The 15,958-nt window shown below is 46.5% G+C and carries 19 protein-coding genes; 12 read left to right on the top strand and 7 right to left on the bottom strand.

Going from position 1 to position 15,958, the window contains the following annotated elements:
* Positions 1 to 5 precede the first annotated feature (5 nt).
* The 7 genes from HP398_RS11290 to HP398_RS11320 all read right to left on the bottom strand — a co-directional run bounded on the left by HP398_RS11290 (position 6) and on the right by HP398_RS11320 (position 7,701).
* Entirely contained in the window at positions 6 to 1,421 is a 1,416-nt protein-coding gene (locus tag HP398_RS11290) for a hypothetical protein (protein ID WP_173622598.1), read from the bottom strand.
* Positions 1,422 to 1,470: 49 nt separating this feature from the next.
* The gene (locus HP398_RS11295) at positions 1,471 to 2,082 is read right to left on the bottom strand and encodes an S-layer homology domain-containing protein (RefSeq protein WP_017249754.1); all 612 of its coding nucleotides are present in this window, start codon (positions 2,080 to 2,082) and stop codon (positions 1,471 to 1,473) included.
* A gap of 12 nt (positions 2,083 to 2,094) precedes the next feature.
* Positions 2,095 to 5,352, bottom strand: coding sequence for a hypothetical protein (locus HP398_RS11300; RefSeq protein WP_173622599.1), 3,258 nt, complete (start codon positions 5,350 to 5,352; stop codon positions 2,095 to 2,097).
* A gap of 59 nt (positions 5,353 to 5,411) precedes the next feature.
* Positions 5,412 to 5,705 (bottom strand): hypothetical protein, encoded by a 294-nt coding sequence (locus HP398_RS11305; RefSeq protein ID WP_017249756.1) that lies wholly within the window; start codon positions 5,703 to 5,705, stop codon positions 5,412 to 5,414.
* 35 nt (positions 5,706 to 5,740) lie between these two features.
* Positions 5,741 to 6,145 carry a hypothetical protein gene (locus HP398_RS11310; RefSeq protein WP_173622600.1) on the bottom strand — a complete coding sequence of 135 codons (405 nt, stop codon included), beginning with the start codon at positions 6,143 to 6,145 and terminating at the stop codon, positions 5,741 to 5,743.
* A gap of 168 nt (positions 6,146 to 6,313) precedes the next feature.
* Positions 6,314 to 7,165, bottom strand: coding sequence for a hypothetical protein (locus HP398_RS11315; protein WP_017249758.1), 852 nt, complete (start codon positions 7,163 to 7,165; stop codon positions 6,314 to 6,316).
* 104 nt (positions 7,166 to 7,269) lie between these two features.
* Positions 7,270 to 7,701: a hypothetical protein gene (locus HP398_RS11320; protein ID WP_173622601.1), complete on the bottom strand. Its 432-nt coding sequence runs from the start codon at positions 7,699 to 7,701 to the stop codon at positions 7,270 to 7,272.
* 134 nt (positions 7,702 to 7,835) lie between these two features.
* Here HP398_RS11320 and HP398_RS11325 point away from each other — a divergent pair, with 134 nt between their 5' ends.
* From HP398_RS11325 to HP398_RS11380, 12 genes are all read left to right on the top strand, one after another.
* The gene (locus HP398_RS11325; RefSeq protein ID WP_173622602.1) at positions 7,836 to 8,090 is read left to right on the top strand and encodes a hypothetical protein; all 255 of its coding nucleotides are present in this window, start codon (positions 7,836 to 7,838) and stop codon (positions 8,088 to 8,090) included.
* A 95-nt stretch (positions 8,091 to 8,185) separates the two neighbouring features.
* The gene (locus HP398_RS11330; protein WP_017249761.1) at positions 8,186 to 8,446 is read left to right on the top strand and encodes a hypothetical protein; all 261 of its coding nucleotides are present in this window, start codon (positions 8,186 to 8,188) and stop codon (positions 8,444 to 8,446) included.
* A gap of 92 nt (positions 8,447 to 8,538) precedes the next feature.
* Positions 8,539 to 8,706 carry a hypothetical protein gene (locus HP398_RS11335; RefSeq protein ID WP_017249762.1) on the top strand — a complete coding sequence of 56 codons (168 nt, stop codon included), beginning with the start codon at positions 8,539 to 8,541 and terminating at the stop codon, positions 8,704 to 8,706.
* A gap of 1 nt (position 8,707) precedes the next feature.
* The gene (locus tag HP398_RS11340) at positions 8,708 to 8,956 is read left to right on the top strand and encodes a hypothetical protein (protein ID WP_017249763.1); all 249 of its coding nucleotides are present in this window, start codon (positions 8,708 to 8,710) and stop codon (positions 8,954 to 8,956) included.
* Positions 8,957 to 9,021: 65 nt separating this feature from the next.
* A complete protein-coding gene (locus HP398_RS11345; RefSeq protein ID WP_017249764.1) occupies positions 9,022 to 9,576 on the top strand; it encodes a sigma-70 family RNA polymerase sigma factor in 555 nt (184 codons plus the stop codon).
* Positions 9,577 to 9,613: 37 nt separating this feature from the next.
* Positions 9,614 to 10,033: a hypothetical protein gene (locus HP398_RS11350; protein WP_173622603.1), complete on the top strand. Its 420-nt coding sequence runs from the start codon at positions 9,614 to 9,616 to the stop codon at positions 10,031 to 10,033.
* Positions 10,034 to 10,037: 4 nt separating this feature from the next.
* Positions 10,038 to 10,613 (top strand): dTMP kinase, encoded by a 576-nt coding sequence (locus tag HP398_RS11355; RefSeq protein ID WP_173622604.1) that lies wholly within the window; start codon positions 10,038 to 10,040, stop codon positions 10,611 to 10,613.
* Positions 10,607 to 11,188, top strand: coding sequence for a lytic transglycosylase domain-containing protein (locus tag HP398_RS30915; protein WP_017249767.1), 582 nt, complete (start codon positions 10,607 to 10,609; stop codon positions 11,186 to 11,188). Before HP398_RS11355 ends, HP398_RS30915 begins: the two co-directional genes overlap by 7 nt.
* 22 nt (positions 11,189 to 11,210) lie before the next feature.
* A complete protein-coding gene (locus tag HP398_RS11365; protein WP_017249768.1) occupies positions 11,211 to 12,017 on the top strand; it encodes a sigma-70 family RNA polymerase sigma factor in 807 nt (268 codons plus the stop codon).
* A gap of 75 nt (positions 12,018 to 12,092) precedes the next feature.
* A complete protein-coding gene (locus HP398_RS11370; protein WP_017249769.1) occupies positions 12,093 to 13,067 on the top strand; it encodes an aldo/keto reductase in 975 nt (324 codons plus the stop codon).
* A gap of 135 nt (positions 13,068 to 13,202) precedes the next feature.
* On the top strand, positions 13,203 to 14,702 hold the full coding sequence (locus HP398_RS11375) for a spore germination protein (RefSeq protein ID WP_173622605.1): 1,500 nt from the start codon (positions 13,203 to 13,205) through the stop codon (positions 14,700 to 14,702).
* 52 nt (positions 14,703 to 14,754) lie between these two features.
* Entirely contained in the window at positions 14,755 to 15,957 is a 1,203-nt protein-coding gene (locus HP398_RS11380) for a Ger(x)C family spore germination protein (RefSeq protein WP_173622606.1), read from the top strand.
* Position 15,958 lies beyond the last annotated feature (1 nt).

The raw sequence follows: 15,958 nt of genomic DNA on the forward strand, positions 1-15,958 counted from the left end.
ACCTCCTATTTAAACCGTTCCAGGGACCATTTTCGAAAGCGATTCAAAAAAGAGACGGCCTGTGCCCGGGTGAGCAACGAGTAAGGCATGAACCATTTTTCTTTCTCTTCCGCATTGGATGACGATACCTCGTACATATGGTTAACGACAGCTGCTCCATCGGCGAAATTGTTGATCGAAATGCCTTCGACCAGGTAATCACCGTTGCCAAATCGCTCGTCTTCCATAGAAAGGACGGATGGTGCCCACCATGAAGGATTGCTGCCCGTCATCCCGCCGTTTAGCGCAATTTTTTCCCCGGTGTTGCTGTTGTACATATACTTTTCGCGCCCGACATCTTCAAAGCGGGTGCTCGTCTCTTTGACATAGAGGAAATGAACGTTTTTGCCCGCCTCAAGCGGCATGTTGAACAGTACCGTATGATCATCAAATTCTTGATAGTCGGAACTATTCACCACTTTTCCATCTACTTTGACGGCAAGCAGCTTTTTACCCGCGGGATAGGTACCGTTTAGGCGGAAAACACGTTGCCCTTCGTATGCCGTGTGGGATTCATCTAGCCGCTGTGTGGGGGGCTGTGAATCCGTAAAGCGTTGGTAAAAAGAGCGCCGAAGCCGGTCAATGAGCAGAAAAGCCTCTGCCCGATTAATGTAGGCGTTGGGAAAGAAGCGATCATTTCTCCAAACGCCAGGGCTTTTCACCGAAAAATATCCGCCTCGCATAAACAGAGCGCCGTTTTCGTAGCTGTTGTAGATGAAGCGCAACTGTACGCCGTTTAGATTGTAGGGAAGATAAATCGTGGCTCCGGGAGCAGGGCTAACCATGTAGACGTCTTGCTTGAGTCCGATATATTTTTTGGCGAGCTCTTGGGCAGGTGTCGATTTCCATTCTTCTTCAGGCACATCAATTCGCTTAAAGGAGCGTCCATATGCGTACAAATACTCATTGAATTGGCGACTGAACGGATTGTAGAAATAGGTGTCTCCGTTATCGAGGCGTTTGTTCGGGTAAGCAAAGGAAGAGGAATTGGGGGGAATCGGTTTGCCAAAACGGTCCAAGGCAGGCTTGCCGAAGCTGGAAAAAGCGACAATCGAGTTGGCAGAAGGAGCGTAATACAGCTCGATGTCCGTTTTGTTCGGGTCTGTTTGATTCGGCCGAATTTCTTTGAAAAGGGTTTGCGTGCCGTCAATATAGACAAAGAGAGGGTTATCTGCACTCGGTGTCAATTTGGCAGTGAGTGTAAATACCTTTTGCCCAGTGGAACCCTTCTGTTCCTCATACAAGTAAGGAGCGTTGCTTTCAAAGGAGCCATAAGCAATCCCTTGAATGAACGGTTCTCCGTCAGCCATCAAATAATTGCTGGCCTCCATTACTTCATTAAAAAACCAGTCTTTTTCATTCACATCAGCCCAGCTGATCATTTTCATCACCTCCTATATAGAGTAGACAGAAACGTTTTAACTGCCTCAGCTATTCCCGGATCATCCGTTCTACCAGTCGCCTTGTCCGATTTAAAAAGGCAATAAATTCGGCGCGTGTCACAAAATCATTGGGGCGGAAGTAAATGACAGGCTTCCCATCTCGGGTAATAACCGTGATGAGCCCAAGATCGGCCATTTCCTCGATGTTTTTCTGCGCCCAATGCCCTTCAATATCTTGAAACCGGAAACGTGATTCGCGTTCGATCGAGTCTTTTTTGATGAGGATCAGATCGACGGTTACGCTGTAGCGCCGTCCTGCCTCAAGGACTTGGGGGGTAATAGATTCTGCGCTTCCGAGAAAAATGCTTCCCTTTTCATCGTAAAATTTGTGGGTCCAGCCTGCGTAGCTCAAGTATTGGTTATACGATTCCTTGTCTGGAAAAAGTAAGGTCAATGAACACTGGTAGCTGCTAAAACCGGAGTGGTGGATGTGCGAGGGAGCGTTAATGATTTTGATTTCGCGCAAAGAAGGCTGGGGGCTTGGCGGAGAATAGGGCTCGATGAGTCGGGCGTTTACTTCGATAAACTCAAAGCCAGTATCAAGGAACAGCTTTTTTTTGTAGCGCTGATTAGCAGTGCCAAAGGCGTATTGTTGGGTCATCGTTGTACCTCCTTACAATCTCGTGTAGCTCGTGGCGATGCCGGAGCGGACTTGTTGGCTTAATTCGGTGGAAAGGCTTGCTTGTGTACTGCGAACGGCTTCGCTGACGGTCGAGCCGATGCGCTGTAGGTCAGCTTCCGTTCCGCTCATGTTGGCAATGGTAATGTTCACATTGCTGTCGCCGCCATAGGTAAAGTCGTAGGTGCTGTGTGTTCCATTGGCCGTTTGCATGCCCCAGTAGGTCAGTGGCTGCAAGCCGTCGGGCATGTTGAAGGTTCCTTTGGTGGGCTGCTTGGACATGTGCAGAGATACGAGATTGTCGTATTTGGCTTTTTCGAGGCCTTTTTTTAAGTTCTCGATGTCTTTCTTGAATGTCTCATTCATTTGGTTCCCGGACAAAAGGCGATCCAATTCAGAACTCGTCGCTTCGAAAGTCTCATTGATACTGCGTAAATATTCTTCATCAAGCTTCTTTACTACTTCAGAATTTGCGCTGTGGCCTGCCAAGATTGCTTTGTTTCTGTCGATCGAATATTGAAGTTCTTTACTTTCCAGCTCAGAGCTCAGCTTGTCCTTCACGGAATTAATTTTTGTGCCGGAGGTATGGTTGTTTTTATCGAGGTTATTTTGTGCGATAGAAGCCTTTATATCAGCGATTACTGAGTCTACTACGTCAGAGGCAGCTGTACCCTTAGGAATTTTAGCGAATACCTCTTCGAAAAAGGCTAAGTGTTCATTCCGTTTCGTATTAATACCACTGTAGTAATCATCATAAGCTTTCAGCATTTCTGGAGAATCATCGGATTTACCTTGATTTTTAAGAGTAGCCTGCGTTCTCTCTAATTCGGATCTTAACTTGCCTTCCTCTAGAGAGAGGCTTTCCAGGTGATGACCAACCACTTCTTTGCCAAGGTCGAGTGTTTTGACCTCTTCCCATGAAGTAATTGGGGTATTGTCCAGCTTGGAGCCGCTGTCATCGATATCTATAAGCATTGAGTTCTTGTCTTTTTCTTCTTTATTTTTGTACGCAGCTTTATATTTATCGAATTCGAGTTGAGATTCCTTGCTGTCTGGCTGGAAGGTTTTATTTAACTCTTCTTTGAGGTCTTTGCCATCGTATTTATAAGCAGCTTCGAAAGCGTTATAGTAATCGCCAAATGAAGGAGTAGTGCCACCCATTAAGTTGATCAAACCATCTGAAATACCTGTAATGGCGGTATCTACAAAAAAAAGATGCTTTAAACCAGGAGGCATTTTGTCAATATTCGTGATTTTGCCCACGAGGCTTTTTTGATTTTCCAACACTCTGCTTTGTTGCTGGGTATCGGACATAAACATAGGTTGCAGCCAATCTGTGTTTAAACCATCCAAAAATTCTGCCGCTGTCATGGCAACGCGTGCGAGAGCAAAACCTTTTAGCAATGTCCCGGCTTTTTTTAATCCTTTTCGCCATAGTGGTTCGCTTGGGCCTGGATTATTATTGGGAGGCGTTGGATCTCTGTCTGCGCTCCCTCTCGTTGGGATATCCGGCGTGGAGCTTGACTCATCCTTATCGTCCGCCGTATCGTCCGATTCTTTCTTGTCCTCCTTCTTTTTGAGCTTTTCCCGTATCTTCGTCTTGAGATCACCTGAGAACTCCTCAAAAAGGAGAGCAGCAGCAACAGGGGCGAGTTTGCTAGACGTGGAGGATGAACTGCTGGCGGCTGGAGCTGAGGAAGCAGCCTGAGGACCCGCTGCGGCAGTCGGAGGTTTGGGTATAGCCGTGGACAGTGCTTCTGTCAATTCCTTCAAGGCTTCCCGTGTTTTCTGGAGCTGTTTTTCCTGCTGTTTTAAGTCACTGGTCATGTTCTGGATTTGCTCATCAGTAGCAACGGACGTATCAGATAGAGCACGCAGTCTCTCGTCCAGCGAGGAGACGGAAGGAATCAAGGCGGTAATCGTGCTTTGCAATCCACCGAATGCGCGCTGGACCAAAAGGGTTCGGCTGGTGAGCAAATGTGCCTGACGCTCTACATCGCGCATCTTCAGCCAGAGCAGATGCAACTGTTTCAGCAGCTTTTTCTCTTCTGCAATCAGTGCTTTTAACAATTTGTCATTGTACGGATACAGCTCTTGTACCCTTTTCTGTTCCAACCTGTTGCGAATCAATCGAGTGCGGCTAGCCTGATAGGAAGACAGATTTTGCAATTGCCAGGATTGGATCTCCAGTGCTTCTTGCGTAAAGGGTGAAGAGGATTGACCAAGCAGGGCGGTAACACGCTCTTGTCTTCGCTGCTCACTTCCTTCATGAAGATTGCGCTGAGCTTTGACGTAGGCAGCTTTTCCTCCGTATTGATCCGCAGCATTTTTCAACAGGCGCACAGCGAGCGATAATTGGCTCTGGCTTTCTCTCATGCGCTGAAGCAAGTGGACCAAAAGCGTGGGAAAGCTACCGGGCTGATTTTTAAAAAGATCGAATGCTTCAAGGGATGCTGCTTGCCAGATGGATTGCATCTGGGTTTGGGGAGCAAGAGGGTCATCTGGTAATAGAGCTGCTTTCTCCCGAATATCAGCTACAGTTACATGCGGGTCATTGGATTGGCGAGAAGACGTATAGTAAGCTCTGGTTACTTCTTCAAGGCTGACGGCATGTGTTAGCGCGATATCCCGCAGGTCTTGTTTGACTCCCGATCGCAAGTATTCGCGCAAACCAAGTGCTTCTTCTTCCACTTGTTTTTGATCCGTCGTTCGTCCAGAAACACGTGCCTGCGCCAAATCCATCATGTTTGTGTCTTTGAACAAAAAATTACGCTCTGCCTTCTTAATCATACGGTTCAAAGATTTCGCTGACTCCCAATTTTCGATATCCATCGAGGTGATCAGCGTGTGAAGGCCGTTACTCATCATGTTTCGTAACATATCTACGGCAGCTTCTTCCCATGCTTGTGAATGGCGGGTGCTTCTTGTGCCGTAGGACTTTTCCGTTCTTTTAACAGGAGCATCAGGAAAAGTAGCAAAGCGGAACGGAGAAATGACTTCTCCTGTACTTACGGATAGCCGGGAAGTAGGAGCAGCATGGGAAACGGGCTGAGACTCGTACTTACGAGAAAAGCTGAGCGGCTTCGACTCAATGTCGCGTATCATCTGGCGCAATTCATACAGTTGTTGATGCATTGCTTGAAAAAATGGGGTAGCTTGTTGGGCACGAAATGGAGATGCCGACTGCTCTACAGAACCCCGTGCAGTACTCGTTATAGAGCGGAGGGCATCGGTCAAGCGTTGAGTTTCCATGAATATCACCTTCCTCAAAAGAAAAATCCCGTTCTGGTCTTAGAATAGACAGAAACGGGTTATAGACCACCTAACACTTTGCCAAGTACGGCAATATCGTCTTCGGAAATTTCCTGATAGTCTTGCGAACTAGATGCATGGGGAGAACTGGCAGCAGAATTCGTTCCCTTTCTTCTCAGGAAAGGAAAACCCATGCGTGTCTCTACCTCAAATTGAATGTATTTATTCACTCTCTTCATTAACTCTGCTACTTGGGGAAGGGTGTACTCCCAAATATCCCATTTTTTCAAACCACAGTCTTTATGGAGATGAAAAAATAGATCGCCCCAATCAAGTGGCTCACCAGATTCCATATCGCGAATCGCGGAACTGTCACCCTCGCCACTCTCTACTTTTTTAAGCCGTTTAGACCAATGAGAATATTAATAAGCTTTTTGGCCGTCTCCAAATCACAATGTTCATCCAAGTACTCGCGAGTGACCATAGGGTAGTTGCGAAAGCCTAGAAGTAGGATATCGAATAAATCATCTTCCTTGTTTTCATAGGGGAGAAAATTTAGGATAATCGCGTCGATATGGACGGTTCCCAGCTTTTTCATCAGGATGCGGGCGTCTTTTAAGGTCACAGGCGGAATCCGATAGGTTTTGCCGTCACGCAGCATGATTTCACTATCATCTTCAAAGAAAATAGCTTCTACCAGATCAGCCTCCTGCTGTTTTTTGATACGCTCTACAGCTTCCAGGTTCATCATCTCTGCGTGTTTTTTTTCCAGATCTTCTTGGTGGTTTAGCATGGAAAAATCCCTCCTTGTACTATCCGAGAAATCATCAGTAAAATTTATCCACTTGCTGAATGTGATTTCGTTCGCTATGATTCGTTGTAAGTTATTCCCTTTTTAAAAGAGCAAGGCAAGAGCGAAGAGCATGATGCTCTCCACTCAGCCTGCTTAACCTCGAAAGATTTACACTTTTTTGTTAGATACGAAGCGTTTCACACTACCTAGCTTGCCATCTGCTCGCTCTGGATCGATAACGGACAAGGAAATAGCGGAAGTGCTGGCTGTGGAGCGTGCCGCATCGATCGAGAAGCTGCCTTTTGCCATGCAGGAGAACAGCTCTGTTTCAATACCTGCATAGGTTCCGTCCTTTTGCAGGAAAGAGCCGTGATGGACGACATGAACAGGGAATGGCACTTCATCCATCAAAATATCGACTACATCTACGATTTCTGTTCGCTGATAGTTGAAGACCACATCTTCATTGAGCAGGGCAGGCGAGAAGATGAGACGAGCTTTATCTTCACTGCCATCTTTGAAAGTATCCACCATGAATTCGTCAGCTTTTGGAGCAGCAGACGTGCTCAAGCTAACTTGTTTCAAAAGACGATTGCTATTTTTCAGACGAACAGCAAATCCGCCGCCGTTGAAGAGGGTACCGCCAAAGTCAACTTCACAAACACCAGCGTCGCCAGTGGATGCAGATCGATCCAGGCTGCCAGCTTTGATTGCTTTCTGCTCACCCAGCACATACACATAGTCGCTCTTTTGCTCTTGCAGCTTGGAGCCCATCATGAGCTCAAGTGCGGCCAGATCAAATTTGGCATCCGTTGCGGTAATCTCAATGCTTTTCGATTTAACGAGAGTATCAATGGCGAAGAGTCCATCGCCGCCGAAGATATCCTCCATTTCAACATTCATGTCAATTTTCAAGTCCTGCATATTACCAAGCGTAATGACTTCGACGCCATTTCCATCCTTGGAAGCGCGTTTGGCAAGAAATTGACCGACACCTTTGATAATCATTTTTTTAGACAATGAAAGTCACTCCTTCAAAATAGGGGATTTGGGTGCTGTTGCTGAATCGTGTGGAAAGGGAACCTCGATCAGCTTGTCATAGGATAGACGGGGTTTTGAAATGTCTAACAAACTTGCAAAGTAAACTTCGTGATCAGTGTGAAGCAGTACGCAGAGGAATGACCCAAATCCGTTTCCTGCTGGGAAACGACATACGTGTCCAAACCTTCTATTCCATTCATCGATAAGCTTTTGCCGTCTAAGAGATGGAAAAGATGGTTCGCGATTTGATGCGCCAGCTCGATATCACCAGGCGTGATCACATCGAATCGGAAGAAGCTGGTGAGAAGGAGGGGATTAACGGTGTCGCGCTTTCCGGAAGTTGCGTAGAAGGAAAGGAGAGGTTTCGCAACATCAGATAGCGCGGCGAGCTTTCTTCGTTTGATAATCTGCCTGGTTAAGGAGTCCTTGTCATCTGGAGCAATTCCTAGTAATGCGAGCAATTGGCTATCCGTCGAAAGTAATTCATAGAGATGATGATAGAGGTCGACAACCATGAATGATTCACCCCCTTTTGCTGAGAATTTTTGGAACAAAATAGGTTCCTTCTACGTTCATAGGTTAGACAGATGGGGAATATGTCTCCCTTTGAATACATATTCGGTTGTAAAAAAGCCAGGAGGTCATAACATTGCGAAGTGATAGGATACAAATCATCATTCAACAGACTAAGGAAAAAGTTTCTACGAAAGCGATCGAAGATCATGAAGCCGTTGTTGGGATTATGGCGATGGCCAAGAACTACACACTGAATGAAGAAAGTGTGCGTACAATCATTTACGAGGTTTTTGATGGAGATAAGGAACGAATGGCAAAGGCATTGACAGTAGCCAGCCATTTGATTGATGAAAGTTTGATTCAAAAAATAATCTCAGATGTAAAGTAAGCTCGTAAAAAAGCGGGCTTTTTCTTTTTGTAGAGAGAAAACTCATTCGAAACTGTCTATTCTATCTCAAACGAGAAAGAAGTGAGGGGATAAGAATGAGAGATTCCAAAAAAGCTGTATTGTATGTCGTGATTATTTCTGCATTAGCTGAATTTCTGCTAGGAGAGGATATCGATCGCGAAGGCTGGGAGGAGCTTAGTGACGCGTTTGGCATGGTGGGAATGGATCTGAACGAGGTTTTCACAGAAAACGATTCCTTGCTGTTTGGATTTCAAAAAGTTTGTCAGGAATTTGGAAAGATGAATATAACAGAGGAAATGATAGAGGAATTATATGTAGAGGACCAGCTGGAATAAACGGCTGGTTTTTTTTTATTTTCAAAATCCGCTTAATTCACCTCAAATCGCTTCGTATAGATTCGACAAGAGGCAAAAGGAGGGGAGAAACCATGTTATATCAGATTAGTTTTTCGGCAGATGGAGAGCAGGTGCAGGTCATGAAATATACGTCGACCCAAGACACCCCGATAGCCGTTTTGGAAGAGTTCTTTCGCGAGCATGTTCAAGTGAACCCAGAGTCCTTAAAAGGAATCGGGATCGTCAGGATCGGTGGGTAGCATGGCCTGTCACGGATGTGATTATGAAAAAGTCTGCCAGAAGAAAATGACAGTCAATGACATCGTGATGTCAGCAAAGGAACAAGATGTCGTGCCGATGACTTGTCGTTGTGTGGTTCATGACATTTGCCGCGATTGCCAATGGTACATCAAGCGTCAGTGCGCCTCATGGAAGATTTTGAATGGAAAAGTATTCACGGCTGGTACCTTGCAAACTTGTCCGAAAAAAATTTTGAAAACTGGTTGCTAAAACCCTCCTCAAATTACCTAGTGTGATAGAGCCACTGTGAATAGGAGCATGAGGAGGGGAGAAGTATGAAAGATCAACTTCACCAAATGGACGAGTTATTTTTCGAAGGGAAAGTCGATGATTTTTTGCAGAAGGCAAAAGAAAACTGTGAAGCCAAGCTGACCGGGATGACGTTTGCTGGAATGACCCATGATGATGTCGTTCAGGAGGTTCTCTTAAAGGTGTATCGCACGATGAAGGATTACGACCAGGAAAAAGCCAGAGTGACTACCTTTGTCGATCATGTGATTACCAATAAAATTCGTGACTGCTTGCGGAAAGCCGGCACGCAAAAAAACCTGACAAACAGTAATGCAGTTCTTGTCTCTGGTGGAGATGAGAATGAAGAGGAAACGATGATCAGCCGTATTGCTGCTCCGAGTGAGGAGTTTCGATATGAGGAAGTAGAGATGATGATCGACATCATGGAGTATATGAAGCTGTCCACGCGAGACAAGCTGATTCTCCAAATGAGAAGTGAAGGCTACTACCATGAGGAAATTGGTCAGAAATTCAACATCAGCAAGGAAAGAGTGTGTCAAATCATCAAGGCGATTTTGAAGCAGTACGGTGAGCTGTAGACATACACAAATAATCGATGAAAAGGAATGATCCAGCATGGCAGTTTTGTTGAAAAAGATGAATGAGGAATTGACAGAGGAGCTCTCCCACCAGGTCATTGGAAAATATGTACACGTTCCGACCAATATGCATACAACACCTACAGCCGAGGGTGGAGAAGAAGAGGTCAATATTTGGTTCGGCGGTTGCGTAGCGGGCATTGAAAAAGCAGTCATTGCCTTCGATTACGAAAAGCAGGAGTTTCGTGAGGAGCCATTGACCTACACAAACTTTTTACTGACCGACGGTATGGGATACACGGTGAACCTACTCCAATCCGAGATACATGAGATTACAAAGGAAGAATTCGAGCAAATGCTAGCAGACCATCTGGCTACTCAGGCTGCTGAGCTTGAAGCAGAGAAAAAGCTTCGTGAAGCAGCAGAGGAAATCTCGACAAATGAGGAGACGATCTAGTGCCATGAGACAGCCCATGATTGTCGCTTTCGAAGGAATTGACGCCAATGCGAAGGAAGCTCAAGCGGCGTTGCTAGAAGAAAATTTGAGAGGCCTCGGATATAAAGTGAAAAGAGTAACGTTTCCGCGTTTAGATACCCCAATCGGAGCGGTCATTGGCATGTGGCTTCGCTGCGAAATTGAACTGGATGAGAAAGCGGTAGGAAAGCTATTTGAAGCGGATTTTCTGGACTATCAACGAGAGATGGCGCGGATTTCGAAGGAGAACGTCGACTTCATCATCATTGATCATTACGAACTGTCCAATTATTACTACTTCTATATGAAGGATACTCCTCTTTCCTGGTATGCCACGATGAGTGATTTGACGAAGCGGCCCGATGCAACCTTTTTTCTGCGAACGGAAGTAGATGCGAATAATGCCATGCTGCTAAAGGTGCAGGAAGCCTATCTTTCCCTTGCCCATGCTTCGCGCCGATCGGTACATACACTGGATACGGCAATCGGGGTGGAAAGTATGCAGAAAAACATTCTGCAAGCAGTCCATCAGCTACATCTGAAAAAGCGAGTTACGTGCTAACAAAGCTAATCGGCATTGTTGCCGCAGTGTTCATTCCCGCAAATGTTGTAGGGCCAGCCGTGGAAAAGGGGCTGTTGGAAATTCATCCTGTGGTGAAAATGGCCAGGGACACAGATAGGCAGTTGCGTACAAAAAGGGAGCTTGCAAACGTAATCACACAGGTTGCACCGAGACTGGATATTGCTACAGTCGAGCTTTATACAGAAACAATTTTTGTATTATCCAAGCAATACGAAATAGATCCGGTTTTGATCATGGCGATGATCTGGCAGGAAAGCCGTTTTCAGCACGACGCGATCTCTGGCAAGGGCGCTAGAGGACTATTACAAATCATGCCGCGTACAGGAAGCGGGCTGGGAGTTCATCCTGATGACTTGTTTGATCCCGTGACCAATCTACAAACAGGTATCAAGTATTTGGATCTCTTGCAAAAGAAATATGGAAACCTTCGTTTAAGCATCATCGCCTATAACCAAGGCGAGGGAAATGTCGACCGAAATCGTTATCACGATGGCTACTATACAAAAGTCATGACCCATTACCAAAAAATGAACGGCTTATTAAGAGAATCATGAAGATAGGCTGGGAGGAGGTATTATGAGTGAGCATGCCATGTTCGTAAAACAAAGAGTTGGCAAGGATAAAGAACAATACTCCTTGTATAACATGGAGAATATTCGCCGCTGCAAGGAAGACAGTGAGTATCTGGGTGAAGTGATACTCGCAAATGAAGATCTCATTTGGCATTCTGTGCACAAATATATCGGAAAGCCAGAGACATTAGTGAAGCAATATTGCTTGGAAAAAGCGGATATCTTGCAATTGGGGAGAATGGGAATCATCAAGGCCATCAAAGCATTTGATATAGCAAGAGGCGTGAAGTTTTCGTCCTTTGCCGTCATCACAATTGTGAGGGAGATCAACTGCTTTTTTCGAGATAGCGGACATATTGTACGGCCGACTAGAACGGCAACAACGATTCTCCAACAGATAAGTAAAATAGAAGCAGACCTGGGATATCTCCCTACAATGGAAGAACTGTCCGAACTGTTGGGGGAATCTGTGGAACAGATCAAAAAAGCGCTGGATGTCGGGAGACCTGTGAAGTATTTACAGGAGCCACACCTGAAGGCATCCGCTTCGGGCAATGAAGCTGCCACCGCTATGGATGTCTTGAAGGACGAAGGACGAGACGTGGAAGAATATGTGTTGGACAAGCTATATGTTGCTGCAATGCTTGCGCAACTGCAAAATCAAATCTCATCAAAAGAATGGCAAGTCCTGCAATTAAGGATGGCAGGCTATAATCAGACACAAACAGCAGATTTTTTAAAGGTATCCCAAATGTGTGTATCAAGAACCATGAAAAAAATTCAGAATATTTCGAAAAATAAACTTTCCTAATCTTATTTTTCAATCCCCACCCAAATAGGAGATAATGGAAGAGCACTCCTATTATGAAAAGAGGTCGATCACAATATGAAATACTACCGACTCGGTGGCAGTGGATTGAAGGTATCAGCATTGGGATTAGGCACGAACTCATTTGGAGGGCGTGCGGATGAGCAAACGTCTGTAAACATCATTCATACCGCAATCGAAAGCGGGATTACTTTTATTGATACGGCAAATATTTACACGCAAACAGAATCGGAGCGAATCATCGGGCTGGCGCTAGAAGGAAAGCGGCACGAGGTCGTTTTGGCGACGAAGGCTGGTCTGGTAAAAGGCGAAGGACCGAATCAGAGAGGCTCATCGCGTTACCACCTGATGCTGGAGCTGGAGAACAGCTTGAAGCGTTTACGCACCGATTATGTGGACTTATATCAAATTCATACGTTTGATCCAGAGACGCCTTTGGAAGAAACACTCCGCGCACTAGATGACATGGTTCGATCTGGGAAAGTGCGTTACATCGGGGCTTCCAACTATGCGGCTTGGGAATTGATGAAGGCAATTGGCATCAGTCAGCGGGAAGGGCTGAATCGTTACGTATCGACGCAGGTCAGCTACTCGCTGGCAGATCGGACACCGGAGCGTGAACTCGTACCGCTTTGTCTGGACCAGGGGGTGGGGATCATTCCGTACTTCCCGCTTGCTGGCGGCATTTTAACAGGCAAATATACCTCCGCAGAACAGGCCCCAGCTGGTTCGCGGGCGGACAAGGAGCCGCGATTCGTGCGGTTGCTGAGTGAAGACAAGCTGGAGTTTGGACGCAAAATCAGTCAGGTAGCGGCGGAGGTTGGTGTATCCTCCAGTGTGCTGTCCTTAGCTTGGCTCATGCACAAGCCGGCTGTCTCTTCGGTGATCGTGGGCGCGACCCGTGTAGAACAGCTAACGGATAATTTGCAAAGTGCAGCTTTGACGCTGGATGCAGCGACCTTGGCAGAGCTGGACCGATTGAGTGACACGTACCGAAACGGGGAACCATTTGCCGTATATCGTTTGCCGTAACAATGATGACAGTTGTCGAATAATATGATCAGTCCCGAAGCCTCCTAGAATAGGGGGCTTTTTTGTGTTCAGCATAGACCCCAGAGCCATGAGGGATAGTAAACATATCCCGAACTGGAAAAAGAGTGATTTGAAATGATCCATACAGAAAAACAAGCTGCGCCCTTCCTTTACTCGTTGGACGAAAATCTGGAAAAGGTGAAGCGAGAGCTCGGCAACAGCACGGATCTTGTGACGCGCCAAGTGCGTTTGGAGGCTGTCGATCAGATGCAGGTGGGGATTTTATACACCGAGGGTCTGGTCGACAAAAATATGATTAGCGGCTTCATGGAGTCTCTCATGCTTCATGCCAGGAAAGAGGACTTCCCCGTAGAAGCCAATCCGTTGATGCTGATGAAGGACTTCTTGCTCACGATCGGTGGAGTGGAAGAGGTCTATGACTTTGACCATTTGTATGATGCGATATTGACGGGGGATACCGTTATTTTGGTAGATGGGTATTCGTATGGATTTATCGCAAATACGAAGCAGTGGGAAGATCGTGGTGTTCAGGAGACTTCCGTGCAAACGGTGGTTCGGGGTTCCAGAGAAGCGTTTTCGGAAAACCTCCGGACCAATACGGCTTTGGTGCGCCGGCGGATCAATAATCGCAATCTTTGGTTGGAGACCATGCAGATCGGGGACATGACACAGACCAAAGTCGCTATGATGTATATAAAAGGAGTCGTGCAGGAAAGCGTAGTGACAGAAGTCCGAGAACGCTTGGGGCAAATCACGATTGACGGTATTTTGGAGAGCGGAAACATCGAAGAAATGATTCAGGATCATACCTTTACGCCGTTTCCGACCATTTACAATACAGAGCGCCCCGACTCGGTGGCAGCCGGGCTGTTGGAAGGGCGTGTCGCCATTCTGGTGGACGGTACACCGATTGTTTTGTTGGTCCCAGCTGTCTTTGTCCAATTCTTTCAGTCCTCCGAGGACTACTACATGCGTGCGGATTTTGGGATTCTGCGTATTTTGCGCCTTATCTCTTTCTTTATCGCTTTGCTCGCGCCATCCCTGTATGTCGCCGTTACGACCTTCCATCAGGAAATGCTACAGACGAATCTGATCATGAGCATTGCAGCCCAACGTGAAGGCGTGCCCTTCCCAGCAGCAATTGAGGCGCTGTTGATGGAGTTTACCTTTGAAATGCTGCGAGAGGCGGGGGTACGAATGCCGAGGGCGGTGGGGTCAGCTATTTCCATCGTGGGAGCACTCGTGTTGGGGGAAGCTGCCGTGCAGGCAGGGCTTGTTTCACCCGCTACCGTCATCGTCGTTTCCATTACAGCGATCACTAGCTTTGTCTTCCCTTCCTTTTCTATGTCCATTCCGATCCGGCTGTTGCGGTTCGGGGTGATCGCACTCGCCGCCAGCTTTGGTCTGATCGGCGTATTTGTGGGGATGATTGCTTTGTGCATTCACCTGTGCACCCTGCGTTCGTTTGGTGTCCCCTATATGGCTCCGCTTGCACCAGTGAATCTATCCGATCAAAAGGATACGCTGATTCGGCTGCCAATCTGGATGATGCATACGCGTCCCCATTTTTTGCGCCAGAAAAACAGCGTCAGAGAACGAAAAAGTAAAATATAGCGCAAGTATCGTGCCGATGTGATGATAAATCGATAGCCGAGGTGGAGACGGCATGAAACGAAAAGGTGTGTTCCTTCTAGCCCTGGCTCTTCTCGTTTTATTGACAGGCTGCTGGAACCGCAGGGAATTAAATGATTTGGCAATCGTCATGGGAATGGGTATCGATAATATTGATGGAGAGTATGTGATATCCACCCAAATCGTCAATCCGGGAGGGGTAGCGTCAAAGGAGAGCGGGGGGATGAGCCAATCAGCTGTTGCGACTTACAGCATGCGGGCATCGAGCATTTTTGAGGGAATCCGGAAAATGACAACGGTAACGCCGAGAAGGCTTTACTTTTCCCATATCCAGGTGCTGGTTTTGGGGGAGCAGATAGCAAAAGAAGGGACAAAGGAAGTGCTGGATTTGTTATTTCGCGATCATGAGGTCCGGCCCGATTTTTATGTCATTCTGGCCAAGGACGCTACAGCACTACAGATTCTCAGCATGATCGATCCACTGGAAAAAATCCCGGCGACGAAGCTCTATAAAAGCTTGGAAACGGCAGAGAGCGCTTGGGGATCAATTGTCTCCATTCAATTGGATGAGTTTATTGCGGATTTGCTACGGGAAGGGATCGAGCCAGTGTTGGTAGGCGTTAATCTGAAAGGGAAGGTACATACGGGGACTTCTAGTGGTACTTCCCAAAAAGAAAGCCAGTCAACGCTGCTAAGGTATCACGAAATCGGTGTCTTCAAAGAAGACAAGCTACTGGGGTGGTTTAACGAAGAGGAAAGCATCGGATTCAGCTACATCACGGACAGAGTGGACAGTACAGTAGAAGAAATTCCTTGTACCAAAAACAATAAAATTGTCATTGAAATCATCCGAAACAAAACAACTGTGAAAGGCAAGGTGGAAAAAGGAAAACCACAAGTAGAGGTGAGCATTTCCGCAGAAGGCAATGTGGGCGAGGTGGCGTGCCGTATCGATTTGTCCGATTCCAAAAGCATATACAAATTGGAAGCTGACGTAGAAAAGCAGATCAGAAACAAAATCGTAAGCGCCATCCATAAAGCACAAAAACAATACCGATCAGATGTTTTTGGATTTGGGCAGTCGATCTACCAAAATGACCCCAAAGGGTGGGAAAAGGTGAAAGAAGATTGGGATTCACAATTCTCCAACCTGAAAGTGAAAATCAAAACAGACGTGAAGCTCAGGCGGACAGGAAAAGTGGGCAATTCGTTTATTCCTTTCATGAAAAAGGAGTAGA

This window comes from Brevibacillus sp. HB1.4B (genome assembly GCF_013284285.1).
GTDB classification, from domain to species: Bacteria; Bacillota; Bacilli; order Brevibacillales; family Brevibacillaceae; genus Brevibacillus; species Brevibacillus porteri.

What these genes read in the sequence shown, in the direction of transcription:
- HP398_RS11380 (WP_173622606.1), top strand. Translation starts at nt 14,755, where the DNA reads ATGAAACGAAAAGGTGTGTTCCTTCTAGCCCTGGCTCTTCTCGTTTTA.
- HP398_RS11330 (WP_017249761.1), top strand. Translation starts at nt 8,186, where the DNA reads ATGAGAGATTCCAAAAAAGCTGTATTGTATGTCGTGATTATTTCTGCA.
- HP398_RS11340 (WP_017249763.1), top strand. Translation starts at nt 8,708, where the DNA reads ATGGCCTGTCACGGATGTGATTATGAAAAAGTCTGCCAGAAGAAAATG.
- HP398_RS11310 (WP_173622600.1), bottom strand. Translation starts at nt 6,145, where the DNA reads ATGCTAAACCACCAAGAAGATCTGGAAAAAAAACACGCAGAGATGATG.
- HP398_RS11300 (WP_173622599.1), bottom strand. Translation starts at nt 5,352, where the DNA reads ATGGAAACTCAACGCTTGACCGATGCCCTCCGCTCTATAACGAGTACT.
- HP398_RS11295 (WP_017249754.1), bottom strand. Translation starts at nt 2,082, where the DNA reads ATGACCCAACAATACGCCTTTGGCACTGCTAATCAGCGCTACAAAAAA.
- HP398_RS11345 (WP_017249764.1), top strand. Translation starts at nt 9,022, where the DNA reads ATGAAAGATCAACTTCACCAAATGGACGAGTTATTTTTCGAAGGGAAA.
- HP398_RS11305 (WP_017249756.1), bottom strand. Translation starts at nt 5,705, where the DNA reads ATGGAATCTGGTGAGCCACTTGATTGGGGCGATCTATTTTTTCATCTC.
- HP398_RS11370 (WP_017249769.1), top strand. Translation starts at nt 12,093, where the DNA reads ATGAAATACTACCGACTCGGTGGCAGTGGATTGAAGGTATCAGCATTG.
- HP398_RS11375 (WP_173622605.1), top strand. Translation starts at nt 13,203, where the DNA reads ATGATCCATACAGAAAAACAAGCTGCGCCCTTCCTTTACTCGTTGGAC.
- HP398_RS11355 (WP_173622604.1), top strand. Translation starts at nt 10,038, where the DNA reads ATGAGACAGCCCATGATTGTCGCTTTCGAAGGAATTGACGCCAATGCG.
- HP398_RS11335 (WP_017249762.1), top strand. Translation starts at nt 8,539, where the DNA reads ATGTTATATCAGATTAGTTTTTCGGCAGATGGAGAGCAGGTGCAGGTC.
- HP398_RS11350 (WP_173622603.1), top strand. Translation starts at nt 9,614, where the DNA reads ATGGCAGTTTTGTTGAAAAAGATGAATGAGGAATTGACAGAGGAGCTC.
- HP398_RS11365 (WP_017249768.1), top strand. Translation starts at nt 11,211, where the DNA reads ATGAGTGAGCATGCCATGTTCGTAAAACAAAGAGTTGGCAAGGATAAA.
- HP398_RS11290 (WP_173622598.1), bottom strand. Translation starts at nt 1,421, where the DNA reads ATGATCAGCTGGGCTGATGTGAATGAAAAAGACTGGTTTTTTAATGAA.
- HP398_RS11320 (WP_173622601.1), bottom strand. Translation starts at nt 7,701, where the DNA reads ATGGTTGTCGACCTCTATCATCATCTCTATGAATTACTTTCGACGGAT.